This window comes from Polynucleobacter nymphae (assembly GCF_018882155.1).
Lineage (GTDB): Bacteria > Pseudomonadota > Gammaproteobacteria > Burkholderiales > Burkholderiaceae > Polynucleobacter > Polynucleobacter nymphae.
The window spans coordinates 94,536-120,278 of the sequence record NZ_JACVPA010000001.1 but is presented as its reverse complement, the minus strand read 5'-3'; the positions used below and the strand labels follow the sequence as shown (position 1 = coordinate 120,278).

The window sequence follows — 25,743 nt, the reverse complement described above, 5'->3', positions numbered from 1 at the left end:
TATTAAAAATTAGATTGCTTCAATCAGAACTCACCTTACTCTAATAATGATTAATGACCAAATTAAAACTACCCGGAGGTGGTTTTAATATTATCTCAAGGGCCAGTTGGGTGCTTGGTCTGCCCAGCACGATTCGAACGCACACTAGCTTTCTTTCATAGGCTTTTATGAGTTCCATCGCATAACGGCCCATTAGCCGATTGTTTGCAGCCACAGAAATAAACTGTTTTGCTCTCTGATGCAACAAATTCCTCGGGGACTAAATCTGTTCTCTGATGTGACCCATCGCAAAAGGGTTGGTTATTACTTAAGCCACAACTGCACCAATAGTAGGTCTGGCCTTTGACTACCTCTACTGGATAAGGTGTATTTTTAGCTGTCTTTATCTCCATGCTAGCTCCCTATGCAATTTATTGATAGATGCGCTTACTCGTATGACCACTGGTAACCTACATCAACGATCTCTAATATATAACCAAAATGATGAAGGCAATAAGCATTCCAGTCTTTATGAAATTCAGCCAATGTTGTATCGCAGTGATGGCGATTAATTAAATTCAGCAGGCCATGATCTTTGCTCTCAATCTGCCCGTCTTTGGATTTCACAACTACATAAATTGCATGTTTTCCACTCATAACAACCTCTGCAGGTTTAATGATGGTTTTAGATTAATCCCTTTATGAGCCTTAGAAAAGTAAAAAATTCAAGGTTGTAGGATTTTGTTATAAATTGGTCAATATCGGGTCAACGGACCGCTATAAAAAGAGATTTTTGACTAAATCCGATCGGCCAGTCGGGCCTTTGGCCTGCCCAGCACGATTCGAACGTGCGACCTACGCCTTAGAAGCTGAAAAAATGAGCTAGAACAACACTAAAAACAATGGCATCGAGGTGTTGGCTTTTGGTGTGGCATCAGCACCGAGAACCATGGCGTCAGGTGGAATGTAATGGATCTCAGTTGGTATCTATAGGCGGTTGAATAATCGGATATGGAATTTGTCGGGTAAACCGACATTTTTGAGCGTCCTTTTAAATGACGGTTGGGTGGCGGCTTACGACCCAAAGCAGACTCCCAAAGAAAAACCACCCGAAGGTGGTTTTGGTATTTCTCGTTACCTGAGGCGAAATAGACTAGGGCCTAGGATGCTTAACCCTAACTTAACTACCTTCTGTAATCTTGCGGCCATTTAGCGGCATTACTGGGCGGGCATTCATTGGGAAAATCTTTTTGAATGCCGACAGCTGTGCGCTAGAGAGCTCAACAGGAGTTTTTAGAATATAGAACTGCACGCCTTCACCACATCCCGGGGTTGTCAGTGATCCTGCATAGTTGTAATAAGCTAAAGAGCTTGGCAACATAGTGCCGGTATTAAATGGGGTCTTCAAGGGTGTCTTGCCCTCGGCAGTTGGCATATTGGCAAATACCTCTTTGAGGGCTACATTTTCTTTGCCTTCATTAAAGAGAACGCCAATTACAGCTAACTTACCATCTGCACTCTGGTGCACTAGGTGAGCATTAAATGGAAAGCTTTTGCCATCAATCTTTTCCTCTGCTGGAGTGTGCATATGAAATTGCAAAATCTTATAGTCAGCACCGCCTAAGTTTGCAGAACCGCCATCAGCTAGATTAACTTGAATCGTATGGCCATTATTTAAAATTTCGCCAGCTGATGCCTTGTAATTTGTTTTAATTGGGGAATTATTTTTAGAGGCTTGCTTCGTTTGAATATCGATAGGCGCTTGCACTTGGCCTGTTTTACAGGTTGCAAAGTCCTTGCTCAAGTCACCCCAGTTAGCAGGGCCGATATTGCCATCGTATCCCCATTTAACTGCGCTATCTGCATAACTAAAACCAGCAAATGCAGTCAAACAAACTGCAACTAATACTTTTTTCATTTTGACTCCTAAGAATTTTGATTGGTTATCTACTCCCATCTAGTCTTATTTGACAAAATGATTACCAAAAACTTTATCACTTTTATAAGTTTTAGGTATTACATTGGGTCCAGGTATCACCAATTCATCTTTAATTAGCCTGTAGATATCTCCTTTTAAAGGACGCTTCATGATGGGGGTATCCGGCTCTAATGGCGCCCAACCCTGCCAAGCCCAAATAAAAAACCACCCGAAGGTGGTTTTAGGCCTTTGGCCTGCCCAGCACGATTCGAACGTGCGACCTACGCCTTAGAAGGGCGTTGCTCTATCCAGCTGAGCTATGGGCAGTTATATGCTGGGTCTAACTAGAACAATCAGGGAAAGTGGTCGGAGTACAAGGATTCGAACCTTGGACCCCCTGCTCCCAAAGCAGGTGCGCTACCAGGCTGCGCTACACTCCGACGGAACCCATATTCTACACTGAGAGGGCTATTCTGGGCAAATCCTGTAAGATTCGGGGCATGGTTGCCTATTTTCCTAGCAAATATTCCAAGCGCTTATTGGCTGCTTTTTCAGTAGCCTTGCTCCTTGTTTGCCTTTTAGGAACCCACTGGGTTGGCTTTGCTCATGGCATTTCTCATGCTGGCCTATCTAGTCAGAGTATTGATCAATGTTCTGCCGCTGATTCTGGTACTGGCATTACCCATAGTTCTGATACTTGCCATTTATATGATGCACTGACATTAGCTGGCTTTGTTCCGGTTGGTGATTCTGCAATTGTTCATGTTCCCGTTTATTTTTCTACTCCTATTTCTTCGGCTGAACTGGTTCTGATTGAATCTGCTTCTGCCTCATACCAGTCCCGCGCTCCGCCTACTTTCATCCTTTAAAACTGTTGCGCCTAGCGCTCTTTTGTTTGTTCGCCATTTGGCGTATTTGGATGAAATATGAATTTTCGGCTTTACCTTTTTTCTTTCTCTTTATTTTTAGTGTTTGCTTTTGTGACTGGTCATGCCTGGTCACAAACTTCTGCTGAGTCTTTGCCTGCACTCAATGTGAGTGGAGTGCGTGAAACCGATGCTGGAATATTGTCGCCCACTAAGGTGCTCTCTGGTGATGAGTTGCAGAACAAACTCTCTGGTACGCTGGGTGCAACTCTTGCCAATGAATTAGGCGTCTCTGCTACTGGGTATGGTTCTGGGTCTTCTCGTCCTGTCATACGCGGTCTTGATGGTGCACGGGTGCAGATTTTGCAAAATGGTTTATCGGTAGGTGATGTATCGAGCATTTCTCCGGATCATGCGGTTGCCAACCCACTACAAAATGCGCATCAAATTGAGATATTGCGTGGTGCGGCCGCCCTGCTCTATGGTTCTGGCTCTAGCGGTGGCCTAGTCAACGTGGTCAATGATCGGATCGTGACATCCATGCCGGATGCTGTCTCCGGTGCTCTGAATACGAGCTATGAGACTGTCAATCAAGGTAAGACTGCCAATGTGGAATTAGATGCACCTGCAGGCCCTTTAGCTTTGCACTTTGACTCAGCGATTAGCAATTCAAATAACTATCGCATTCCCGGTTTTGCTGAGCAAGGTGGGCCTAATGCCAATTGGGCTATTAACCCAGGCAATCCTGTAAACGTACCCTATAGCGGCAAACTCCCCTTTTCTTACAGCAATCAAAACAGTTTGGGTTTAGGTGCTAGCTACCTGCGTACTGATGGCTATACCGGTATCTCTATGGAGCGCATGAATCATAACTACGGCATTCCAACAAGCGAGGGTGGCTATATTCAACAATCACAGAATCGTTATGACTTAGCGCATGTCGTGAACGATCCCTTTGATGGTTTCTCATCAGTAAAAATTAGTGCTGCTAATAGCAATTACCAGCACACGGAGTTTTCTAATAATGGGGTTGCCTCTACCCAGTGGAATAACACCGCTACTGAAGCGCGTATAGAGTTGGCTCATAAAGCACTCTTAGGATCTAAAGGCATTATTGGTGCCCAAGTGACGGGCACCACTCTGAATGCAATTGATCTCACGAGCAATAGTTATGCCATCGTGCCTCAAACGAAATCGAATTCGACTGCCCTCTTCTTAATTGAGGAGGGTCGCTACGGTCCCCTGAAATCCAGTTTGGGTGCGCGCTATAACTATGTGAGTCAGAATCCGAATTCTGGAACACAGTTTCCCAGCGCGAGTAGCGAGCAATTTGTTCCCACTTCCTATAGCCCACCTACCGTTCAAAATCGCCAATTTAACTTAATGTCGTATTCAGCAGGCGGTCTATTAGATCTTGTAAGAGGTTATGGTCTAGGTTTGGCGTATACAGTTTCTCAAAGAGCGCCTTCGGCACAAGAACTTTATTCCTATGGCCCGCATGATGCAACAGCGACATTTGATGTGGGTAACTCCAATCTAGGAACGGAGACTTCCCATAACGTGGAGCTGAGCTTTCAGAAGACTTTAGGATTAGTTAAGAGTAAAGCTAGCGTGTATCGCAATCAATTTAACAACTACATCTATGGCTTTTACACTGGCGCCTATAGCCAAGCGAACTCCAATTTCTCTGTAGTTCAGTCCTCACAAGCTAACGCCAGTATTCGAGGTGCTGAAGGTGAGTTGACTTATAACTGGAATGAAACGGGTATTGGTGGCCGTATCTTTGGTGATATATCCCAAGGCAGCTTTAATGCCGGCGGTAATTTACCACTCCAACCCGCGCCACGGCTTGGCACTGAATTAGCCTATCAACGCAATGGTTGGTTAACCAGTGCTACTTATATTTATAGCTATCAACAAAATAGATTAGCAAATTGGGAGATCGGGCCAACACCGAGTTACAACTTAGTCAACGCCAATCTGTCTTATACAGAGCGCATTGGTAAAGTGAATTGGACGGGCTATCTGGTATTGAAGAACCTCTTAAACGAGGAAATTCGGTATGCAACTACCCCTATGGCAGTCAGACTGTATGCGCCACAGCCTGGCAGAAGTTTGATGGTGGGTATTAGAGCGGCGTTTTAGTACAGGTCTGGTACGTACATCTCTGGCGGTACAGGGCCACGCAAATAATCTGGGTTATGTACCCTTGCAGGTAGTTTGATAACCGGATGATCTATTTCTTTATAAGGAATTTGGGTCAACAAGTGACTAATGCAATTGAGGCGAGCTTTTTTCTTATCATTTGCTGCCACAACCCACCAAGGCGCCTCTGGAATATGGGTACGGTCTAGCATAGTCTCTTTGGCTTTGGTATACGCCTCCCAAAGACGACGAGCTTCTAAATCCATGGGACTGAGCTTCCACTGCTTTAAAGGGTCGTGAATGCGCATCATGAAGCGGTTGTACTGCTCATCATCTGAAATCGAGAACCAATACTTAATTAAAATGATTCCAGAATTGATCATCATGCGCTCTAAGTCTGGAACCGTTCTGAGAAACTCTTCATATTCTTTTTTAGTACAAAATCCCATGACCTTTTCAACTCCAGCACGGTTGTACCAGCTACGGTCAAATAAAGCGATTTCACCGCCAGCGGGAAGCTGTGAGATATAGCGCTGAAAGTACCATTGTGTTCTTTCGCGCTCATTCGGTGCAGGCAAAGCAACCACTTTACATACTCGCGGATTTAACCGTTGGGCAATGCGCTTAATGGCGCCGCCTTTACCTGCTGAATCTCGACCTTCAAACAGAACGGCAACTTTAACTTTGTTAGCGACAACCCAGTCTTGTAGCTTTACAAGCTCACCCTGCAATCTGAATAATTCTTTAAAGTAGACATTACGTGGTATCGAAGAGCCCTCTTCACCATCTGGAGTAAGGCGATCATCATCTAGCTCCATCTCGAGCTCTTCATCCATGCTATCGAGAATTTCTTCTTGAGCACGTCTGTACCACTCGGCCATCTCTTTATGCTTTGATGTCATTTGCTCTATACCATTTTTACATTTACAGTTTTAGAGTATATATATGACATATTTATTACATTCTGTCTAATTGCAGTGTTTTGTAAGGTATTGGGCAATTTGCTCCTGGCTATGAGCAGCAAGTTCTTTTCGATCAATGGGTTGATCGGGGCCAGCATTAGTAGGCGCAAAAATGGTTAATTCCACTCTAAGCCTACGGTTTTTTAATATGTTGGCCATAGACTCGATCAAACCCATATCCCCGATAAAGGCTGGCACCTCAGAATGTTGTCCTGTATTTTGATCAAAATAGGCTAGCGCCAAAGCACACACCGGGACTTCTGAGATGGCTGCGGCCTCAAATAAATTAGGCTTAAAAGACTGTACGCTTTTGCCAATGGTAGAAGTGCCTTCAGGAAAAATACAAACTGGTTGTGTTTTGAGTATTTTTGCCATGCCCTCAACTACCTGCTTAGCATGCCTTGAGCTCTCTCTTTTAATGAATACAGTGCCTAGTTGCTTTGCCATCCACCCAAAGATTGGCCAGCTGGCTACTTCAGACTTAGCTACGAATCGAGCAGGCTTAAACGCATTGATAGCATGAATATCCAACCAAGACACATGATTTGCGGCTAGCAAATAGGACGATGGTGGCAATAAGTTGGCGTCGTTAACAAGTAACTTAACCCCAAAAATCTTTAACAGTCGCTTTGACCATCTCTGAATATGATGATTTTTTGAGTTTATGTTTAGAAAAGGAAATAGCAAAAGTAAAGTGACAACACCTCTAAATACATGCAGCCAGACTAGAGACCAAAGTGCGATATAAATAAGAAATGGGGTATTGCTGGCCACGGATGGTTTTGTAGAGGTCATAATTGCTATTGTCATGGGATATGCTAAAGCATAAAGGCATAGTAATAAAAATGTCTTAAAAATGTCATGAAGCTTACACAGTGTATTGGCTTAATACATACTCATGATGCATTACAGAGCCATCTGGATTTCAGACGTACACCTAGGTACATCGGGGTGTCAGGCAAACTACCTTCTAGATTTCTTAAAGCACAATGAAGCCGATAAGCTTTATTTAGTAGGTGACATCATTGATGGCTGGAGACTGAAAAAATCATTCTACTGGCCTCAAGCCCATAACGATGTTGTTCAAAAGCTATTACGTAAAGCACGTAAGGGCTCAGAAGTAATCTATGTTCCAGGCAATCATGATGAAAGTGCTAGGCAGTTTTTTGGCTTGTCATTTGGTGATGTCAAAGTTGTTGAGGAGTGCATTCATACCACTTTAGATGGTAGGAAACTCTGGATTACTCATGGCGACTTATTTGATGGCGTCATGCAATATGCCAAATGGCTCGCCTATGTGGGAGATACGCTCTACTCCTTCATTCTGTATATCAATCGCTACTTCAATATGTTGCGTGTCAAGATGGGCTTGCAATATTGGTCACTTTCCCAGTACTTAAAGCACCAAGTAAAAAATGCGGTTAGCTATATCGCTGACTTTGAACACATCATGGCTAGAGAAGCCCGCCTGCGCGGTTGTGATGGCGTGGTATGCGGCCATATTCATAAAGCAGAGATCCGTGAAATCGATGGCCTGCTCTACTGTAACGATGGCGATTGGGTAGAAAGCCTCAGCGCCCTCGTTGAAACTCATGCTGGCGAACTCAAAATTATTTATTGGACCCATATCCAGGGTGAACCAGTACAAACTCCCGAACTTGCTTTCCAACCTGCTGTTGCATCACTTCTCAAAGAGGCTGCACTATGAAGATTATGATCATTACCGACGCATGGGACCCACAGGTCAATGGCGTGGTGCGCACCCTAAAGCAAACCCGTACTGAATTAACTGCGATGGGTCATGAGGTTGAAATGATTACGCCCAATGGGTTTAAGTCAATTCCTTGTCCTACTTATCCAGATATTGCCCTCTCATTATTCCCAGGCAAAGAAGTAGCTCGTCGCATTAAAGAATTCGCTCCAGATGCAATGCATATTGCCACCGAAGGTCCTTTAGGCCTATCTGCACGCTCTTATGCAGTGAAAAATAACCTGCCTTTCTCGACTGCTTATCACACACGCTTTCCCGAATATGTCAAAGCACGCACTGGTATCCCGCTGGCAATTACCTACGGATTTATTCGTTGGTTTCATGGTCGATCAATGGCCGTGATGGCACCAACGATTGTGGTCAAGAATGATTTAGAAAAATATGGTTTGAATAATGTCGTCTTGTGGTCTAGAGGTGTAGATCTCGATATTTTTAAGATGCAAGAGTCTAAAACCCTTAATACAGCCCACCCTATCTTTTTGTATGTGGGTCGTGTCGCGATTGAGAAAAATATTAATGCCTTCTTGGAAATTGATTTACCTGGTTCAAAGTGGGTAGTTGGTGATGGCCCCGCCATGGCAGGCATCAAAGAAAAGTATCCTGAAATCAATTATTTAGGTGTATTGCAACAGCAAGAGCTTGCGAAGGTCTATGCAGCAGCGGATGTGTTTGTATTCCCAAGCAAGACCGATACTTTTGGCTTAGTCCTGCTTGAAGCAATGGCTTGCGGTACACCAGTAGCTGCATACCCAGTAACTGGCCCAATTGATGTCCTTGGAAATTCTCCTGCTGGCGCTATGAATGCCGATTTACGACAAGCCTGCATTGCCGCATTAAAGATTCCCCGCGAAGTAGCTCGTGCGCATGCTGAGAAATTCTCATGGCGTGCTGCCTCTGAGCAATTTTTGCATCATCTCAAGCCAGTCCCTTCTCCTGAAGTACATGTCACTGCGCTAGCCTAAGAAAGTTCCGCTTGAATACCAAATATCACATAGACCAAAATCCTCACAAAGGTAATCGAGGATTAACCAGAGCTTGGCATGCCGCCAAAAACTCTTGGTGTGGATTGGTATACGCTTTTCTAGAAGAGAGTGCATTTAGGCAAGAGTTAAGTCTATTTGCCTTTCTAACACCGGTTGCTTTCTTTTTACCCATTGGCTATCTCGAAAAAGCACTCTTAGTGTCATCTCTGATCATGGTCTTGGTAGTGGAATTACTCAACTCCAGCGTTGAAGCTGCCATTGATCGCATCTCCTTTGAGCATCACGATCTATCCAAAAGAGCGAAGGATTTTGGCTCAGCAGCAGTGATGTTAGCGCTACTCATCGCTCTTCTCATGTGGTCTGCAGTATGCATTCCGCTTGTCTTAAAACTGCAATAAACGTCTCTTACGATCACATTAATATTTATTCAAACTAACTCACTAAGCTAACTTACAAGGCTCACTATGTCAGACATCCCAAACCCAATTGGCGCCTTTGAAATCTTTTCTTTCAAAAAAGAGAAGAAAATTACTACTCCGAAGTTAAACCCGATAAAGAAACTTTCTAAAAAGCTGGCTAAAAAGCTCTTTGGCAAAAAGTTTGCTACCAAAGCCCGCGCGCAGTTGGCTGTAGCTGAAGTAGCCCCTTCAGTAAGCCCGATTGTCAAATCCAAGAAACCTGCTTTTCAGATCGAGTGGGCACAGTCCTTAAGTGAAGTCAAAGAAGCGCAACGATTGCGTTACAAAGTTTTTGCTGAAGAGATGGGTGCAAACCTGGCTCAAAATGCTGAAGGTTTAGATGTGGATGAATTTGATGCCTATTGCGATCACCTATTAATCCGCGATCAAGATACTCTTAAGGTAGTTGGTACGTATCGTGTCTTGCCTCCACACAAGGCCAAAGAAATTGGTCGCCTCTATTCTGATTCTGAATTTGATTTATCCCGTCTAGATCACTTACGCCCTAAGTTGGTTGAATTAGGCAGATCTTGTGTGCACCAGGACTACCGTTCCGGCGCTGTCATCATGGCCTTATGGAGCGGCTTAGCCCAATACATGCAAAAGAATGGTTACGAGATCATGCTCGGTTGCGCCAGTATCCCGATGGCTGATGGCGGTCACTTTGCTGCCAGTCTCTATAACTCCTTAAGCAATGAGCAAATGGCTCCGGTTGAGTTCCATGCCTTCCCTCGCCTACCCTTACCATTAGAAAAGCTCAATGGCGGCCTTGAAGTTGAAGCTCCTCCATTGATTAAAGGCTACCTCAAGCTAGGCGCCAAAATTTGTAGCTCTCCTGCTTGGGATCCTGATTTCAATACAGCCGACTTGCTAACAATGTTGCGCTTATCAGAAATTAATCCACGCTATGCGAAGCATTTCTTAGGCTTGTAATCTTTTTGGTTTTTATTTCAGGTTAAGTTCATAAGAGCGGCCGATACGAGTCCATTCGGCCGCTTCTTTCAAAAGACTAAATTCTGTTAATGGGTGTGTTTGAATCCACTCCCTAGAAATGCTGACTTGAAAAGCACCATCTTTCTCAGAGACTTTGACTTTCGGCAAATCTTCATCGCTTCTACCGCGGCAGAGTGCTTGAGCCAAGCGCAGGCAAAATAACATCCGCCAGTCATGAAAGCCTGCATTATGTGCAAGTTTTCCTAATTTTCCAGTGTGGCCAATCAAGAGCGCAGCTAAACGGGTCTGATCGTTCTTAGAAAAACCAGGCATATCAGCGTTACCAGCAATGTAAGCAGAATGCTTATGGTAGCCGTTATGTGAAATTGATAGGCCAATTTCATGAAGGCTGGCAGCCCATTGCAATAGCGCAATATTATCTGCTCTACTCTCTGTTTCAGGCTTGGGTAATTGTTGCAAGAATTCCGAGGCCAATTTGCCAACCCGCTTTGCTTGATCGCGATCAGCGGAGTAGCGCTGCATGAACTGTTCAACTGTAACGTAACGCATGTCATGATGTTGTGAACGCCCCAAGAGATCGTATAACACCCCAGTACGCAGCGCAGCATCGGTCACTTCCATTTCTTCGATGCCAAGCTCATCAAATGCTGCCAGCATGATGGCTAATCCCCCTGGCCAAACCGCTCTTCTGTCATCTTTTAAGCCTAATAATTCAACTTGACTAACATGTTCATACGTCAGCAGATGTTTTTTCATCGCCCGTAAGCCATCACGCGTAATTAAGCCACTAGTAGCATTTACGCGTCCCATCGTTAAAGTATCACTATGCCCATTGAAGTCATTTGCTGAAATAATTTCAGCTAGAGCTCTCGCAGTACCAGATGACCCAATGGCTTGATTCCAGCCACTCTTTAGATAAGCCCCTGAAATAACTTGGATCTCGCGTCTGGCTGCTAGCTCAGCCTCTTTAAATGCGTGAGCATCAACATTACCCTTAGGGAAAAAACGGATGCTATGTGAAACACAGCCGATATAAAGACTTTCCATCAACTTTGGCTCATAACCCTTGCCAATAATAAATTCTGTAGAACCGCCCCCGATATCCACTACTAATCTGTTGCCTTGAACTGCCTGAACTTCGTGAGCGGCCCCAATGTAAATTAAACGAGCCTCCTCGACGCCCGCAATAACCTCGATCGGAAATCCTAAAGCTTCTTGAGCGTCAGCTATAAATTGATTGGCATTTTTAGCAACCCGTAGGGTATTGGTAGCAACTGCGCGCACATTGGATGGATCAAATCCCCGAATGCGCTCTCCAAAACGACTAATAGCCGCTAATCCGCGCTGATAAGCATCATTATCTAAAAGCTTATTTTCCGTTAAGCCAGCCGCCAAGCGGACTGAATCTCGGAGAGTATCGATGGGACGAAGTTGAGTCCCTGATGGCGTATTAATCGCTTGAGCAACCAACATGCGAAAACTATTGGAACCTAAATCTACTGCTGCGACTAGGTCTTCCGATGAGGATGCGGAGTCGTCAGAATGTATTTCCAAAGTATTCCCTAAAAAGTATCTACGCTAATCAAATATGTCTATTTTATGAAAAAACCATGACATATTGATGAAATTACAAGGTAGTCTAACGGGAAAAGGCTATGTAGCTAGATTTTGTTCTGCGCTAGAGCAATCGAGGTCACCAAAGCTGCAGAAAATACAGCAATCCCCCGATTTGGGCTTCAAAATATTGCTACAAGCACGGCAGCGATACAAATGTTGAGAGGTACCTCTGGGAATCTCAAGTGCCTCTGTAGCCTGACAATGCGGGCAAGTAATAGTTGATCGCTGTTTTTCTATAGAATTGTTCACAGTCGAATATTGAACTGGGAATGTTTCAAGATTATGTCAGGCAATCATGAAGTACTGATTATTTAGAGCCAAGACCCAGAGTCTGAACCATGACCTTGAAAACTTCAGTATTGTCCATAAAGCCTTTAAACTTTTCTGAACCTGGACCGATGGCATTGAGAACAGCATCATCTGCGGTATGTACGCCAGACTCTTGATGAGATGGTAAATTGCCGCCAACGTGAATGGCATCCTCTTGTAGCTGTACATATTTTGGATTAGCAATGTATTTGCCGCCCTCACCTTTAACTGCGGGTACAAAGGTACCATCAAGCTTAGGGTGTAAGGTCTCATAATGATCTGGGTAATTGCCGTAGAAAAATGCTAGGCGCTTAGTCACGTCAATCTGATTAGGATAGCCTTGCACATCTGCCTTAGGATAGTTTGGATAGCCTGCATCAGCATAGGTGCCAACCTTTTCGCGCAATGGTCCAGTCTTGTCATCATTGACCACTCCACTAATAGAGCCACTATGCGTGTGGTCGGGTGTAACGATAATCAGAGTATCGGGATGGGTCTTAGCAAAGTCTTTAGCAATTTGCACTGCATTGCTCAGCATTATCGTATCAAAGGCTGCCCTCTCCCAATCTAAGGGGTGATTAAACTTATCAATCAAAGCGGCCTCAACCATTAAAAAGAAGCCATTAGGATTTCTGGATAGCACATCAATCGCTGATTGGGTCATCTCTGTTAAATCAGGCTGGTTTGGATATTGTGGGACAGTATTCTTTTTTAAGAAGAATCGATCGAGTGAGCCATCCATATTATCTGGATGAAACACACCGAATAGTTTCTTGGTATTTTTGTTCTCAGCGGCAACAATCAGTTCTTGCTTAGTAAGCGCCACCTGGTAACCATCTGCCTTAAAAGTTTCAACGAGATTATTCTCATCCTTACGTTTTGACCCCTTACTGGATTGAGGATAGAAATACGCAGAACCCCCTCCCAGAATAACCTCTGCCTTGCTAGCTAGTAATTGATCTGCAATGTACTGTTTATCAGCACGACGTCGAGTATGGGCCACCATTGCGCCTGGTGTGGCATCTTGTAATTCTGCATCAGAAACAATACCTACAGACATTTTTGTTTTTCGCTTAATGAGTTCAGCTATGGTTTCTACTTTGGGATGCGATAGGTTATTGCTAGCGCGCGATACATATACGCCCATTGCGTTAACTGCTGTTTTATGCCCAGTCGTATAAGCACTCATAGAGTTGGCAGAATCTGTAATCAATGAGTCAGAACCTGAGGTGCCAATCATTGCAGTATTCGGCATGTCATCAAACGCCAGTCTTCCTTGATATTTACCTTCTGAAATACCCTTCGATAGAACGCGTGCTGCCGTCCTATTAGCAATCGTCATACCATCACCAATAAATAAAATTACATTCTTTACTCTACGTGGGCCGCTGGCATAAAGGTCCCAAGTCACTTGTAACTTTTCCTGGGGACTGCGTGCTACAAGCTCATATTTACCTGCTTTAGTCAGTTGTACATCTCGATAAATAACTGAGCTACCCTTGCCGTTCTCATTTTGGATAAATTCTGATTTAGCAAGAATAGCTTTATTAGCGGGCGTACCATTTAATTCAATCACTACTTCATTTGGATTAACGACCTGACTAAACTCTATTTTGATATCAAAATTGGTGCCCGTCAAAATTTCCGCTTTATCAATTGGATAAACTGCTTGTGCGTGCGCAGCACTAATGAAGGTGGTAGCTAAAATACATACAGCATTTTTAATAAGGCTAGAAATATTCATTTCGGTTGAATTTAGACAGTTAAAGATCACCCTACAATATCTACAAAGAAGATGACATCTTCATGACAGCCTATTTACGCCTTTAAAGCGCTATTTTCTTCTTAGCAACTTTCAATCTACCGGTTTTCACGGCTTTGCAAAATTGTTCAAAATCTTGCTGATTTTGCTTTGCATAGGCTTTAGCAAAGGAATATAGCGCCTCATTGAGCTCTGGAGATTGACCACAATACCCTGCTATCACTGCAGCATCACCAGAACGTGCATGGCCCAAAGCTAATGCCCAGCCAAAGAGCTTTGCATAGTCCGGGAAATTCTTTAACGAGACGCCACCAGTACCAACGCCAATGCCGCCTTTCATATCGCGTAATTGGCGCAGATAAAAACCCTGACTCTTATTAATATCAAATTGCACAGCGCCGTAGTTCAAAAAGATATCAGGCGCACCTTGCAGCAATCTCTGGCCTGCTACTACACGCCTGCCCATATCACGGTAGATGGATTCGCCAAGGTATGGAGTTAAGACTGATTTTTGAGCCTCTTTATATTGCAGAAACAAAGGATCATTTTCACTATCGCCCTCAAAATACAAAACCATACAATTGGTGCCGACACTACCAACACCCACCACTTTTCTGGCGAAATCCTTTAAAGAGTAGCGTTGAAATAATATTTGGCGGTCAGCTAACAGACTGCTGGAATAGTTCAATAAGGCTTTATCGATGAGTGAGGCCAAAGAAACACCATAAGCATTCTTTTTAAAATGCTCAATGAGTGGAGGCTTATTGATAATCTTTCGATTCTTCCCAACCAAGGTTGTCAGACTCTGCAAAACCTGAATATTGCCCTGCCCTTTAGTCTCCTTGAGGTAGGCATCTAGCTTCTTCTGATGCTCTTTACTAAAGTGCTTACGAATGTCTTTTTCGCCAATAAACTCTTGAGCCAAGTCTAGGTAAGGCATTTTTGCGTATTGCGCAATCCGCTTTTGATATTCGGAAGCGATGCGGTACACCAGCTTTTTGCCAAGAGCCCTATCTCCACCCAAGCTCTCCGATGCAATCAGGGCGCTTGCTACTAAACGCTTGATATCCCACTCCCAGCTACCTGGCAAAGTTTCATCAAAATCATTAATACCGAATATCAAGCGGTGCTCAGCAGATCCAAATAAACCAAAATTAGAAACATGCATGTCACCACAAAGCTGAACAGTAATATTGGTAGTAGGTTGGTTGGCTAGATCCTGCGCCATGATAGCGGCACCACCACGATAAAAAGCAAATGGAGACTGCAACATACGTTCATAACGAATAGGAACGAGAGATTCAATCCGCTCCTTAGCCTGTTCTTCTAGTATTCTTACTGGATCAATACGGTGCTTGGGAGGCGTGTAGATGGCTTGATCAGAAAAGCTCACTACCTTACGCAAAGCCTTACCGTCAGCCATCCGTTTTTTAATGCTAGGTCGTGGGTCTTGAAAAGACTCTACAGACCTCAGGACAGCAAATTGTGGCTTTTTTTCTAAAGACATGGGCTACCTAGCTAATGAGACAACCCTTTCATATTAATGCTATTTAGGTATAGGCACCCACAAACAGTAATTAGACTATCTCATCAAGGCGCAATGAAAACCCTGTATCAACTACAAATTGCTTCATGTTTCGATCTAATAAATGTGAGCCTTGTTGCAGACTGCTCTCTTTAGGCTCTAAATTGACCTCATACTTGACCTCATTACGGAAAACATCAGATAAATATTTAGTGAGATTTGCATTCATCTTGCTTTCGCTTTCCTATGATGGTATAGACTCTTATCCTAGGATGTATATATTTCAGATTTATTAAGAATGAAAAAAACCCAGCCTGAACTGGGTTTAAAAGGAGAGTAATGCAGATTAGTTTTTGTCAGTAGTAAGCTGACAAATCTAATTTAGCAGAACTTTATTACATTCTAATGACGAAGTCCAATCAAATGAAATCAGCTACCAAGTCGATGTTGTGTATAACGATTTGCATAAGCAATTCTTGCTTCATTCCATGCTTGCCATAAACGTACGATAAATTGCTTCATATAGCATCCTTGTGGTGAAAGATTAGTCTAGGTATCTATGTTTTGTAGAAATACCTCTAAAAATTTTTACTATTGTGAATCACATGAATGACAGTGTGAAGGCACTTTTATGACCAATTTGTTTGGCTGAGATACACTGATAGTTCTAAGTTTTCTAGCTTAAGGAAATCAGCATGCTCAATTGGGATCTTTATGGAAGCATTGTCTTAAGACTGGTCTTGGCGTTAATCGTTGGCACAGTGCTTGGTCTCAATCGCTGGCTGCACCACAAATCTGCCGGTATACGCACCCACTCACTAGTAGCCATTGGTTCAGCTACTGCTGTCATGCTAATAAGTGACTTTGTTCAGGATGATGCGCAGTCAGTTAGCCGTGTTCTGCAGGGCCTCATTACCGGCCTTGGCTTTTTGGGTGCAGGAGTCATCATTCATGAGCAGCGCTCGCAAAGGGTTCATGGGCTCACTACAGCGGCCAGCCTTTGGGCCTGCGCTCTGATAGGCGCAGCTTTTGGGGCGGGACAGTTTGCCTTAGGGAGTTTATCTTTAGGAGCAATTTTGCTGATTCTAGCCGTTGGAGGGCCTTTAGAACGGCTCTTTGCAAGACTTAATGGGGTAAAAAGAGGCTCTGAAATCTCAGGTGAACCAGACTAAATAGGCTCTCAAACGCTAAAAAGAGTGTTTTGTCATATTTCTTTGGTAAAGTGACTTTCCCTAATATGACAAGCTGAAGCCATGAGTGAATATCGATACGAAGATGCAGTAAAACAGCTTCAGGAAAGTGGCGCTATAGGTCTTGCTGACCTTAAAAGCCTTCCTCATGATGATCTTGTAGAGTTGCTTGAAGAGATTAAAGTCTGGTGCCTATACGCAGGCGGCAAAGCTGAGAAGCTTCCTAAAGAGTCTAAAAAGAAAAAGAAAAAGAAAAAAGATTGATTCTGAAGGTTTTACGCTTCAGCACTTAAGCGTTCTCTAGGAAAGCGCAGCATAAAAGTACTCCCCTTCCCCGGCGTACTTTCGATTGTCAATTGGGCTTGATGACGACTGGCAATGTGTTTAACAATTGCCAAACCGAGGCCAGTCCCTCCCGTATCACGAGAACGACTCCTGTCTACTCGATAAAAACGTTCCGTAAGCCTTGAAAGATGTTCTGAAGCAATACCAGGGCCGGTATCGGTTACAGAAAATTCACCTTGCCCATCTGCATTGATATCCCATTTCACATGAATTGCTCCAGCATCAGGGGTGTAACGTATTGCATTTGAAACTAGGTTACTAAATGCAGAAAGTATCTCCCGCTCATCGCCTAATAAATTTTCTTTATCAAGCACTTCAAAAGTAAAGCTATGATTACCATGAGATAGTGCTTCAGCATCATTTTTAAGGAGCGCCATGGATGTTTTAATATTGACCGTATTTAATGCGGCCGGTAATGCGTTGGCCTCCAGATTGGCTAGTGTTAATAGATCTTCCACCAAACTTTTCATACGTTGAGCTTGCGACATCATCATTTCAAAGTACTGATCGCGCTGGCTCTTCTCAAGGTCTAAAGACTGAACCGTCTCTAAAAATCCCATCAATACAGTGATTGGCGTCCTCATTTCATGAGAGACGTTGGCAACGAAGTCCCGGCGCATGGCATCTGCTTTTTGTAAATCAGTGACATTTTGTACTAGCAATAGATGTCGCTGATTGCCAAACGGAAAGGCCTGCAACATTAAGCTAAGACTACTATCTGGGCCCATTCTTTCAAGGAGTAGCGGTTCATCGAAGTTGCGTTTATTTAAGTATTGAATAAATTCGGGTCGGCGTATTAGGAAATTGATGCGTTGCATTGCATCGCGTTTAAAAATTAAGCCAAAAAAACGTTCTGCAATGCTATTGCACCACTCAATTTGGTCGCTTTCATCTAACATCAAAATCCCATTGGGCGAGGCTTGAAAAGCTTCGATAAAGTGATCATGCTGCTGCTTAATATTTCGCATCCTTTGCTTTTGGATTTTTACTAGACGTTGTAGCCTGAAAAAAACTTCTTCCCAAAATCCACTAGGTAGCGGCATATTCTCGACTGAATCCGATTGCACATATTTACCTAGGCGCGCTAAGTTGATATAGGAGTACACCAGCGGTATGGATAAGAGAAATACACCGATGAAAATAGCGTATTCAGCACCCCAGTTATAAAGAGTTATGAATGCAGCTATTAATGCAAGGCAAACAAGGAAGATAAAGCGAGTTAAGGCGGAAATCATGTTGCAATCTTAGACTATCTCAAGAATGCCCTCGAAATACCCCAAATAAACCTTTACAGATGCTCTAATTATCAGTTGGTGTCTTGGTAATGCGATAGCCACTGCCCCTGACAGTCTCGATAAATCGATCACAGTCCACTGGGGTCAATGCGGCCCTGAGGCGCTTAATATGAACGTCTACAGTACGCTCTTCAATATAAACCTCATTACCCCATACCTTGTCGAGCAAATTAGCACGAGAATGGACTCGCTCTGGATTGGCCATAAAGAATTGAAGGAGTCTATATTCTGTCGGGCCTAAGGAAATTGGCTTTGGATCACTATTGGGCCATATCGCTAGGACTCTATGAGAACTTGGGTCCAGCTTCAGGGGGCCGATTGTGAGCGGTCCGGTATCTTCAAGCGGGGTTTGTCTACGCAACAAGGCTCTCACTCTGGCAATTAATTCCTTGGGTGAGAAAGGCTTAGTCACATAATCATCTGCACCAGAATCTAAGCCCAATACCTTATCAGACTCCTCGCTTTTAGCTGTTAACATCAAGATAGGCAAGCCTCTAGTCCGATCATTGGCTCGTAACTCTTTAGCAAATTGCACTCCAGATTTGCCTGGCAACATCCAATCCAAAATGACCAGACTTGGCAAACGCTCCCTCATTATTGCAATAGCAAGATCAGTTTGCATGGCCTTCTCAACCTCATAGCCTGCATGCGTTAGATTAATTGCAATTAACTCGGCAATTGATGGCTCATCTTCAACAATTAGTATGCGGTGAGTCATATCAGATGCTCAGCTTTATTCTTTATTGGCTTCGCGCACTAAATCTTCATGCGGGATATGGCGAACATCAGAGCCCTTTGCAATATAAATTACAAACTCGGCAATATTCTTGGCATGGTCACCAATACGTTCAATTGCCTTAGCAATGGTCAACATATCTAAACCGGTGCTAATAATATGCGGGTCTTCAGACATATAAGTGATGAGTTTGCGAACAAAACCTCTGAACTCCTCATCAATTTGACGGTCCTCAGCTACAACATCAGCAGCGGCAATGGTATCTAACCGTGCAAATGCATCCAAACTACGGCGCAAGAGATTGATTGCCATTTGGCCAGAAAGACGAATCTCAGCCACATTGATATTATGTGGAGTGCCTGACTCAATAAGGCGTTTAGTGCGCTTAGCAACACGTTCTGCTTCGTCACCTGCTCGCTCAAGATTAGTGATTGCTTTTGAAACGGCCATCACTAAACGCAAGTCTCGTGCAATAGGCTGACGTCTTGCAATCAATTCAGTACAAGCTAGATCAATTTGAATCTCAAGATCATTAACCAGTTTTTCATTCTCAATAACAATATTGCAAGTATCGAGATCCATTTGTGTGAATGCACGCATCGCTGTTGAGATCTGCGACTCAACCAATCCACCCATTTCGAGTAAACGACTCGAAAGCGAATTTAAATCTGCGTCAAATTGTGATGAAAGGTGATTATCAGGCATTTAATGTCTCCAATTAACCAAACCGGCCGGTAATATAGTCTTCAGTTTCTTTACGCTTAGGCTTAATAAATATTTCATCAGTTTTACCGAACTCAACCAAGCTACCGAGGTACATATAAGCAGTGTAATCGGATACGCGGGCTGCCTGCTGCATATTGTGAGTAACAATTGCTATGGTGTACTCATGCTTCAATTCATTAATCAATTCTTCGATTTTTCCAGTCGAAATAGGATCTAATGCTGAAGTTGGCTCATCAAGCAGCATCACTGAGGGTTTAACAGCAACACCCCGAGCAATACACAAACGTTGTTGTTGGCCGCCAGATAATGACAAGCCACTTTGGTTTAATTTGTCTTTCGATTCTGTCCAAAGAGCTGCTTTATTCAGGGCCCATTCAACTCGCTCGTCCATTTCAGAGCGAGAGAGCTTTTCATAAAGGCGCACACCAAAGGCAATATTCTCATAAATAGACATTGGAAACGGAGTCGGTTTTTGAAAAACCATGCCAATACGTGAGCGTAGCAAGTTTAAGTCCTGCCCTGGCTCAAGAATATTTTGGCCATAAAAATTGATTTCGCCTTCAGCACGCTGACCTGGATAGAGGTCATACATTCGGTTGAGCGTTCTCAATAAGGTCGATTTGCCACAGCCTGAAGGACCAATAAATGCAGTTACCTTACCTTGCTCAATATCCAAGTTGATATTCTTAAGGCCCTGAAAAGCGCCATAAAAGAAATTGAGATTTCTCACTTCAAGTGCATTGATCGCAGCTTGGTCTGATTGTTGATCTATTGTTTCCACTCCGCCCCCTTGACTATCGATCTGATTTAAGTCAAACATTGTTTTTATATTACTCATCATCCCTGAACCTTCTCACGAAATACCACTCGCGCCAAAATATTTAAGCCGAGAACGGCAAAGGTAATCAAAAGAGATCCGCCCCAAGCTAAGCTTACCCAGTTATCGTACGGGCTCATAGCGAATTGGAATATAACAACAGGCAAATTTGCCAATGGCTTATTCATATCCGTAGAAAAAAATTGGTTACTGAGGGCTGTAAAAAGTAAAGGTGCCGTTTCACCGCTAACTCTTGCCAGTGCTAAAAGAATACCAGTCATGATTCCACTTTGCGCTGCACGCAGTGTAATCATGAAAGCTACTTTCCATTTAGGCGCACCTAAAGCATAGGCTGCCTCTCGTAAACTACCTGGAACTAGGCGTAACATATTTTCTGTGGTTCGGACAACTACAGGAATCGCAATGAGTGCTAGAGCGACCGTACCAGCCCAGCCAGAGAAATGTTGAACCCTAGCAACATACAAGGCATACACGAATAATCCGATCACAATAGATGGCGCTGAAAGCATAATATCCGTAACAAAACGGGTCAGTGAAGCAACTTTGCTGCGATCACCATATTCAGATAAATAAAGCCCAGCTAAGACTCCGATGGGAGTGCTAATAAAAGTGCAAGAACCGACCAGCATGAGGCTACCAACAATAGCATTTGCAAGTCCACCGCCTTCTGTACCTGGAGCTGGAGTACTCGCAATGAACATGTTTAGATTGATCGCAGAAAATCCCTTAATGAACAGAATGCTAAGAATCCAGATAAGACCAGCCATTCCAATTGCCATTGCAATCATGGAAAGAGTTAAACCAATTTTATTTACCCTTTTGCGACGAGCAAAAACAGACATATCCAGATTGATATTTGAACTCATGTTTTAAGGCCTTGTTTCTTCTCCATGCTAATTAACATCCATTTTGCAAAGGCTAGCACAACAAATGTAATAAAAAATAACGCAAGACCAAGAGCAAAAAGCGATGAATAATGTAAACCAACCTCTGCTTCGCCAAATTGGTTGGCTAAAGTAGATGCAATAGAGCTACCTGGTGCAAAAAGGGATGCAGAAATACGCTGTGCATTACCAATCACAAAAGTGACTGCCATCGTCTCACCGAGAGCTCTACCAAGACCAAGCATCACCCCACCGATCACACCAGCTTTGGTATACGGCAGAACAATATTTCGTACCACTTCCCAAGTAGTACAACCAATTCCATAGGCTGATTCTTTGAGTATAGGAGGAACAATTTCAAATACATCACGCATTACAGAGGCTATAAATGGCAGGATCATCAGAGCAAGAATTAATCCCGCACATAACATTCCTATACCATTTGGTGGGCCAGAAAATAAAATTCCAATTATAGGAATTTGACCTAGTGTTGCTTGTAGTGCTGGCTCAATATAATCACCAAAAATCGGTGCAAAAACGAATAATCCAAACATTCCGTAAATAATAGATGGTACCGCTGCCAACAGCTCAACTGCTGTTCCTAGTGGACGTCTTAGGGGCGGTGGGCAGATTTCAGTTAGGAAAAAAGCAATGCCAAAACTCAGGGGTACCGCTATCAATAAAGCAATAACAGAGGATACGATAGTTCCGTAGATAGCAATTAAGCCACCAAATTCACCATTGACAATATCCCACTCCGGAGAAGTAAAGAATTGGGGGCCAAACTCTTTTAAGGCAGGCCATGCATTAATAAATAACGATCCAATGATTCCTAATAGTGCGAAGAGTACCGAAAGAGAAAAAAATTGGGTAACACGATGAAATAGAAAGTCTTGGATGCGTTGGATACGAGCAATCCTAGCTGCCATCAGTGTAGAAGCGCCAGCAGATTCCAAAGTATTCATAACTAAACTTAATCTAAAGTGTAAAAATCAACCCTGATTTTCAGGGTTGATAAGATCAATAAATAAATATACGTATTATTTTGATTCAACTTTTGACCATACTTGCTTACGAATATAATCAACTGTTGCGTCTGGCATTGGAACGTAATCTAAGTCAGATGCAGATTTCTTACCATCCTTGAAGGAGTAGTCAAAGAATTTCAATACTGCAGCTGCTTGAGTTTTATTTTCCGGCTTCTTGTAGAGAACGACAAAGGTTGCGCCAGTAATCGGCCAAGCTTTAGCGCCTGATGCATAAGTAATAAATGTATTCATTCCAGGGAACTTAGACCAATCTGTTCCGGCAGAAGCGGCAGCGAACGATTCAGAGGTTGGAGAAACCATCACACCATCAGCATTGCGTACTTGTGTGTAGCTCAAATTATTCTTTTTTGCGTAAGCATACTCAACATAGCCAATAGAATTCTTGATTCGGGCAACGTTCGCAGCAACACCCTCATTACCTTTACCGCTAACTGTAGAAGCTGCGGGCCATTTAACCTGAGCACCAAAACCAACGGCGTCTTTAAAGTTGCTACTTGCTTTGGATAAGAAGCTGGTAAAAATTGCCGTTGTGCCAGAACCATCAGCACGAGTAACTACTGTAATTGGGCCTGAAGGAATCTTAACTCCTGGATTTAATAGCGCAACACGCTTATCACTCCAGTCTGTTACAGATCCTTGAAAAATATCGGATAACAAATCACCTGAAAGCTTCAATTGATTTGGACCAACACCATCAATATTTACAACTGGGACTACCCCACCAATAATTGCAGGAAATTGAACCATGCCATGTTGTTCTAAATCATCAAAGGCTAAAGGCGCATCCGTTGCACCAAAGTCCACTGTTTTGGCCTTAATCTGCTTGATACCACCGCCAGAACCGATAGACTGATAGTTCAAGCTATCGCCACTTTTAGCTTTGTAGGCTTCAGCCCATTTACTTAAAACTGGATAAATAAATGAGGATCCGGCGCCTGTCATTTCAACAGCAAATGCTGTAGGCGCTAGCGAAATAGCACCAATAACGAGTGCTTTTTTCAAGAAAGATTTCATGTGATTAGTCCTTGGGTAGAAATAACGCAACATTGCGATACAAGGACAATACGATTGGACTATGACGCTTTGATGACAGGAATGTCACAAAAAATAAAAGTCAATAAATTCAGTAGTTTATGATTAATCTTTAAGAGTCAAAATGAAAAATTAATGGCTTAGGCTTGGGATTAGACTTAGGCTGTCGGAATTAAATCAGCGATGCTTTTAGCGGCGCTCATCGCCACATTACCATCCTTAGTTTCGATCATTACTCGTAGGAGCGGCTCAGTGCCAGAAGCCCGAATGAGCGCCCTACCAATGCCTTTAAGATCCGACTCTACTTTAGTGATCTGCTGCTGGAGTTTTTGGTCAGACTTCCAGTCGTAACTGGATTTGATTTTTACATTCAGCAGAACCTGCGGGAAGATAGTCACTTTTTCAAGTAATTGAGCAAGACTCTTTTTATTTTGACTCATGGCAGCCAGCACTTGAAGGGCTGCAATCGTACCGTCTCCAGTGGAGTGCTGATCAAGGCATAGTAAGTGGCCAGAACCTTCCCCGCCAATAATCCAGCCTTTTTGTTTGAGTAGCTCTAGTACATATCGATCGCCCACATTGGCCCGTTCAAATCCTATGCCCAGTTCTTTAATCGCATTCTCAACCGCAAGATTAGTCATCAAGGTACCAATGACTCCACCAAGCTTCTGACCACGCTCTAATCTATCTTTAGCCAGTACATACAAGAGCTCATCGCCATTAAACAATCTTCCACTGGCGTCTACCATTTGCAGGCGGTCAGCATCGCCATCTAGCGCAATGCCAAGATCTGCATTGACTTCTTTCACTTTGGTAATCAAGGCTGCTGGTGCAGTAGCGCCGCAACCATCATTAATATTTTTGCCATCTGGATTAACGCCAATCGAAATGACTTCTGCACCCAGCTCATGAAATACATGCGGTGCGGTGTGATATGCAGCGCCATTGGCGCAATCAATGACTAGCTTTAGTCCCTTGAGATTGAGATCGCCTGGAAAGGTTGATTTGCAAAATTCAATATAGCGCCCTGCTGCATCATCTAAACGAAACGCCTTACCAAGCTCTTGGGCACTCACGCAACCCATGGGTTTTTCTAACTCTGACTCAATCGCTAACTCAAACTCATCACCCAATTTGTCACCATTGGCCGAGAAAAACTTAATGCCGTTATCTTGATAGGGATTGTGTGATGCAGAAATCACAACCCCTGCTGATAAACGCAATGCTTTGGTCAGGTAAGCCACGCCAGGAGTTGGCATCGGGCCACAGAGCATGACATCTACGCCTGCAGCAGCAAAGCCCGCTTCTAGTGCAGCTTCTAATAAATAACCTGAAATACGGGTGTCTTTGCCAATCAATACTTTGGAGCGTTGACCCGCTTTTGCATTTTTAGACAGAACCTTACCTGCGGCATAGCCTAAGCGCGTCATGAACTCGGGAACAATCGGAAATTGCCCCACTTCACCGCGAATGCCATCAGTGCCAAAGTATTGTTTTTTCATAGGGTTCATTATAAAACCGAGAAGCTTAGAGCCTAGGAAGCAATGGCTTCCCATAGCTTTAAAGCATCTACCGTCTCAGGTACATCGTGGACTCGCACAATCCTGGTACCACGATCAGCTGCCATGATGGCTGCAGCCACACTGGGGGCTAAGCGCTGATGAGTATCTTTACCAGTGAGTTTGCCCAGCATCGATTTACGTGAAATACCCGCTAGTACTGAGTAACCTAGTTGAGAGAATTGATCAAAATGCTTGAGCATAGAAAGGTTGTGCTCAAGACTCTTGCCAAAGCCAAAGCCAGGATCAATGGCGATTCTGTTTTTCTCAACCCCTTTTGCTGTGAGCAGTTCTGCGCGCTCTTTGAGAAACTGCATCACTTGCGCAAGCACATCGTGATACTCCGGATTAAATTGCATGGTTTGGGGATCACGTTGCATGTGCATCAAGACAATTCCACAATCTTTACTCTCAAATACTGCATCTACTGCACCCTCTTGTCTTAGGGCCCAAATATCATTCACGCAATCAACGCCTGCCCTTAGGGCTTGGCGCATCGTTTCTGCTTTATAGGTATCAATCGACAGTGGCACACCACAATCTTTGAGCCCTTCAATCACCGGTAGCACGCGATCAAGCTCTTCTTGAAGTTCTACTGGCTGCGCTCCTGGTCTAGTGGATTCACCACCAATATCAATCAGGTCTACACCACCCTTAATCATCAGCTCTGCTTGAGCGATCGCATCTTGAGCTGTTCTAAATTTACCGCCATCTGAAAATGAATCTGGTGTGGCATTGAGAATGCCCATCACCACTGGGCGTCTACGTTTGGCGAAGTCAAAAAGAAAACGCCCACAACGCCATGTTGTGGGCATCTCTGAAATGCCTTGCTGATCCATC

The 25,743-nt window shown here is 43.6% G+C and carries 27 protein-coding genes and 2 tRNA genes; 8 read left to right on the top strand and 21 right to left on the bottom strand.

Translation table 11 applies throughout. The features are described from left to right. Positions 1–155: 155 nt before the first annotated feature. From ICN29_RS00625 to ICN29_RS00605, 5 genes are all read right to left on the bottom strand, one after another. Positions 156–392 carry a CDGSH iron-sulfur domain-containing protein gene (locus ICN29_RS00625; protein WP_216128719.1) on the bottom strand — a complete coding sequence of 79 codons (237 nt, stop codon included), beginning with the start codon at positions 390–392 and terminating at the stop codon, positions 156–158. 34 nt (positions 393–426) lie between these two features. Beyond that, a complete protein-coding gene (locus ICN29_RS00620) occupies positions 427–636 on the bottom strand; it encodes a hypothetical protein (RefSeq protein WP_216128717.1) in 210 nt (69 codons plus the stop codon). Between the two features lie 523 nt (positions 637–1,159). Further along, entirely contained in the window at positions 1,160–1,897 is a 738-nt protein-coding gene (locus ICN29_RS00615) for a carbonic anhydrase (protein ID WP_215290211.1), read from the bottom strand. A 250-nt stretch (positions 1,898–2,147) separates the two neighbouring features. Next, positions 2,148–2,224, bottom strand: a tRNA-Arg gene (locus ICN29_RS00610). A gap of 36 nt (positions 2,225–2,260) precedes the next feature. Beyond that, positions 2,261–2,337 (bottom strand) — tRNA-Pro (locus ICN29_RS00605). A gap of 60 nt (positions 2,338–2,397) precedes the next feature. Here ICN29_RS00605 and ICN29_RS00600 point away from each other — a divergent pair. Then, positions 2,398–2,766 (top strand): hypothetical protein, encoded by a 369-nt coding sequence (locus tag ICN29_RS00600; protein WP_216128715.1) that lies wholly within the window; start codon positions 2,398–2,400, stop codon positions 2,764–2,766. Between the two features lie 57 nt (positions 2,767–2,823). Further along, positions 2,824–4,908 (top strand): TonB-dependent receptor, encoded by a 2,085-nt coding sequence (locus tag ICN29_RS00595; RefSeq protein WP_216128712.1) that lies wholly within the window; start codon positions 2,824–2,826, stop codon positions 4,906–4,908. On the opposite strand, the gene ppk2 is transcribed toward ICN29_RS00595, so the two are convergent. After that, complete coding sequence (gene ppk2 / locus ICN29_RS00590) at positions 4,905–5,810, bottom strand: polyphosphate kinase 2 (protein WP_216128710.1); 906 nt, start codon at positions 5,808–5,810, stop codon at positions 4,905–4,907. The genes ICN29_RS00595 and ppk2 overlap by 4 nt on opposite strands. 66 nt (positions 5,811–5,876) lie before the next feature. Then, complete coding sequence (locus ICN29_RS00585) at positions 5,877–6,665, bottom strand: lysophospholipid acyltransferase family protein (RefSeq protein WP_216131840.1); 789 nt, start codon at positions 6,663–6,665, stop codon at positions 5,877–5,879. Between the two features lie 103 nt (positions 6,666–6,768). On the opposite strand from ICN29_RS00585, the gene ICN29_RS00580 reads away from it, so the two are divergent. From ICN29_RS00580 to ICN29_RS00565, 4 genes are all read left to right on the top strand, one after another. Then, positions 6,769–7,578, top strand: coding sequence for a UDP-2,3-diacylglucosamine diphosphatase (locus tag ICN29_RS00580; RefSeq protein ID WP_439651245.1), 810 nt, complete (start codon positions 6,769–6,771; stop codon positions 7,576–7,578). Next, the gene (locus tag ICN29_RS00575; protein WP_216128708.1) at positions 7,575–8,603 is read left to right on the top strand and encodes a glycosyltransferase family 4 protein; all 1,029 of its coding nucleotides are present in this window, start codon (positions 7,575–7,577) and stop codon (positions 8,601–8,603) included. The genes ICN29_RS00580 and ICN29_RS00575 overlap by 4 nt, the downstream gene beginning before the upstream one ends. Before the next feature lie 11 nt (positions 8,604–8,614). Continuing rightward, the gene (locus tag ICN29_RS00570) at positions 8,615–9,022 is read left to right on the top strand and encodes a diacylglycerol kinase (protein WP_216128706.1); all 408 of its coding nucleotides are present in this window, start codon (positions 8,615–8,617) and stop codon (positions 9,020–9,022) included. Between the two features lie 66 nt (positions 9,023–9,088). After that, entirely contained in the window at positions 9,089–10,015 is a 927-nt protein-coding gene (locus ICN29_RS00565) for a GNAT family N-acetyltransferase (protein WP_255538005.1), read from the top strand. A 12-nt stretch (positions 10,016–10,027) separates the two neighbouring features. On the opposite strand, the gene ICN29_RS00560 is transcribed toward ICN29_RS00565, so the two are convergent. The 5 genes from ICN29_RS00560 to ICN29_RS00545 all read right to left on the bottom strand — a co-directional run bounded on the left by ICN29_RS00560 (position 10,028) and on the right by ICN29_RS00545 (position 15,478). Next, complete coding sequence (locus tag ICN29_RS00560) at positions 10,028–11,509, bottom strand: Ppx/GppA phosphatase family protein (RefSeq protein ID WP_216131831.1); 1,482 nt, start codon at positions 11,507–11,509, stop codon at positions 10,028–10,030. A gap of 180 nt (positions 11,510–11,689) precedes the next feature. Beyond that, the gene (locus ICN29_RS10745; RefSeq protein WP_369411611.1) at positions 11,690–11,902 is read right to left on the bottom strand and encodes a GDCCVxC domain-containing (seleno)protein; all 213 of its coding nucleotides are present in this window, start codon (positions 11,900–11,902) and stop codon (positions 11,690–11,692) included. A gap of 58 nt (positions 11,903–11,960) precedes the next feature. After that, positions 11,961–13,706: an alkaline phosphatase gene (locus ICN29_RS00555; RefSeq protein ID WP_216128704.1), complete on the bottom strand. Its 1,746-nt coding sequence runs from the start codon at positions 13,704–13,706 to the stop codon at positions 11,961–11,963. Between the two features lie 82 nt (positions 13,707–13,788). Further along, positions 13,789–15,231 (bottom strand): DUF2252 domain-containing protein, encoded by a 1,443-nt coding sequence (locus ICN29_RS00550; RefSeq protein ID WP_216128702.1) that lies wholly within the window; start codon positions 15,229–15,231, stop codon positions 13,789–13,791. Between the two features lie 70 nt (positions 15,232–15,301). After that, on the bottom strand, positions 15,302–15,478 hold the full coding sequence (locus ICN29_RS00545) for a hypothetical protein (protein ID WP_216128700.1): 177 nt from the start codon (positions 15,476–15,478) through the stop codon (positions 15,302–15,304). A gap of 466 nt (positions 15,479–15,944) precedes the next feature. Here ICN29_RS00545 and ICN29_RS00540 point away from each other — a divergent pair, with 466 nt between their 5' ends. Together ICN29_RS00540 and ICN29_RS00535 are read left to right on the top strand one after the other, a co-directional pair. After that, positions 15,945–16,421: an MgtC/SapB family protein gene (locus ICN29_RS00540; RefSeq protein WP_216128698.1), complete on the top strand. Its 477-nt coding sequence runs from the start codon at positions 15,945–15,947 to the stop codon at positions 16,419–16,421. An 81-nt stretch (positions 16,422–16,502) separates the two neighbouring features. Continuing rightward, positions 16,503–16,703, top strand: coding sequence for a hypothetical protein (locus tag ICN29_RS00535; RefSeq protein ID WP_216128696.1), 201 nt, complete (start codon positions 16,503–16,505; stop codon positions 16,701–16,703). Positions 16,704–16,714: 11 nt separating this feature from the next. On the opposite strand, the gene phoR is transcribed toward ICN29_RS00535, so the two are convergent. From phoR to folP, 9 genes are all read right to left on the bottom strand, one after another. Then, positions 16,715–18,019, bottom strand: a complete 1,305-nt coding sequence (phoR, locus tag ICN29_RS00530; protein ID WP_216128694.1) for a phosphate regulon sensor histidine kinase PhoR — start codon at positions 18,017–18,019, stop codon at positions 16,715–16,717. Positions 18,020–18,083: 64 nt separating this feature from the next. Continuing rightward, the gene (phoB, locus tag ICN29_RS00525; RefSeq protein WP_216128692.1) at positions 18,084–18,797 is read right to left on the bottom strand and encodes a phosphate regulon transcriptional regulator PhoB; all 714 of its coding nucleotides are present in this window, start codon (positions 18,795–18,797) and stop codon (positions 18,084–18,086) included. 15 nt (positions 18,798–18,812) lie between these two features. Beyond that, a complete protein-coding gene (gene phoU / locus ICN29_RS00520; RefSeq protein ID WP_216128690.1) occupies positions 18,813–19,520 on the bottom strand; it encodes a phosphate signaling complex protein PhoU in 708 nt (235 codons plus the stop codon). A gap of 13 nt (positions 19,521–19,533) precedes the next feature. Further along, positions 19,534–20,382 carry a phosphate ABC transporter ATP-binding protein PstB gene (pstB, locus tag ICN29_RS00515; protein ID WP_255538004.1) on the bottom strand — a complete coding sequence of 283 codons (849 nt, stop codon included), beginning with the start codon at positions 20,380–20,382 and terminating at the stop codon, positions 19,534–19,536. Beyond that, complete coding sequence (gene pstA, locus ICN29_RS00510; protein ID WP_216128688.1) at positions 20,379–21,245, bottom strand: phosphate ABC transporter permease PstA; 867 nt, start codon at positions 21,243–21,245, stop codon at positions 20,379–20,381. Before pstA ends, pstB begins: the two co-directional genes overlap by 4 nt. Beyond that, positions 21,242–22,228 (bottom strand): phosphate ABC transporter permease subunit PstC, encoded by a 987-nt coding sequence (gene pstC / locus ICN29_RS00505; RefSeq protein WP_216128686.1) that lies wholly within the window; start codon positions 22,226–22,228, stop codon positions 21,242–21,244. Before pstC ends, pstA begins: the two co-directional genes overlap by 4 nt. Before the next feature lie 75 nt (positions 22,229–22,303). Continuing rightward, a complete protein-coding gene (gene pstS / locus ICN29_RS00500; protein WP_216128684.1) occupies positions 22,304–23,326 on the bottom strand; it encodes a phosphate ABC transporter substrate-binding protein PstS in 1,023 nt (340 codons plus the stop codon). A 176-nt stretch (positions 23,327–23,502) separates the two neighbouring features. Next, a complete protein-coding gene (glmM, locus tag ICN29_RS00495) occupies positions 23,503–24,846 on the bottom strand; it encodes a phosphoglucosamine mutase (RefSeq protein WP_216128682.1) in 1,344 nt (447 codons plus the stop codon). A 32-nt stretch (positions 24,847–24,878) separates the two neighbouring features. Beyond that, positions 24,879–25,718 carry a dihydropteroate synthase gene (folP, locus tag ICN29_RS00490; RefSeq protein WP_216128680.1) on the bottom strand — a complete coding sequence of 280 codons (840 nt, stop codon included), beginning with the start codon at positions 25,716–25,718 and terminating at the stop codon, positions 24,879–24,881. Positions 25,719–25,743: the final 25 nt, after the last annotated feature.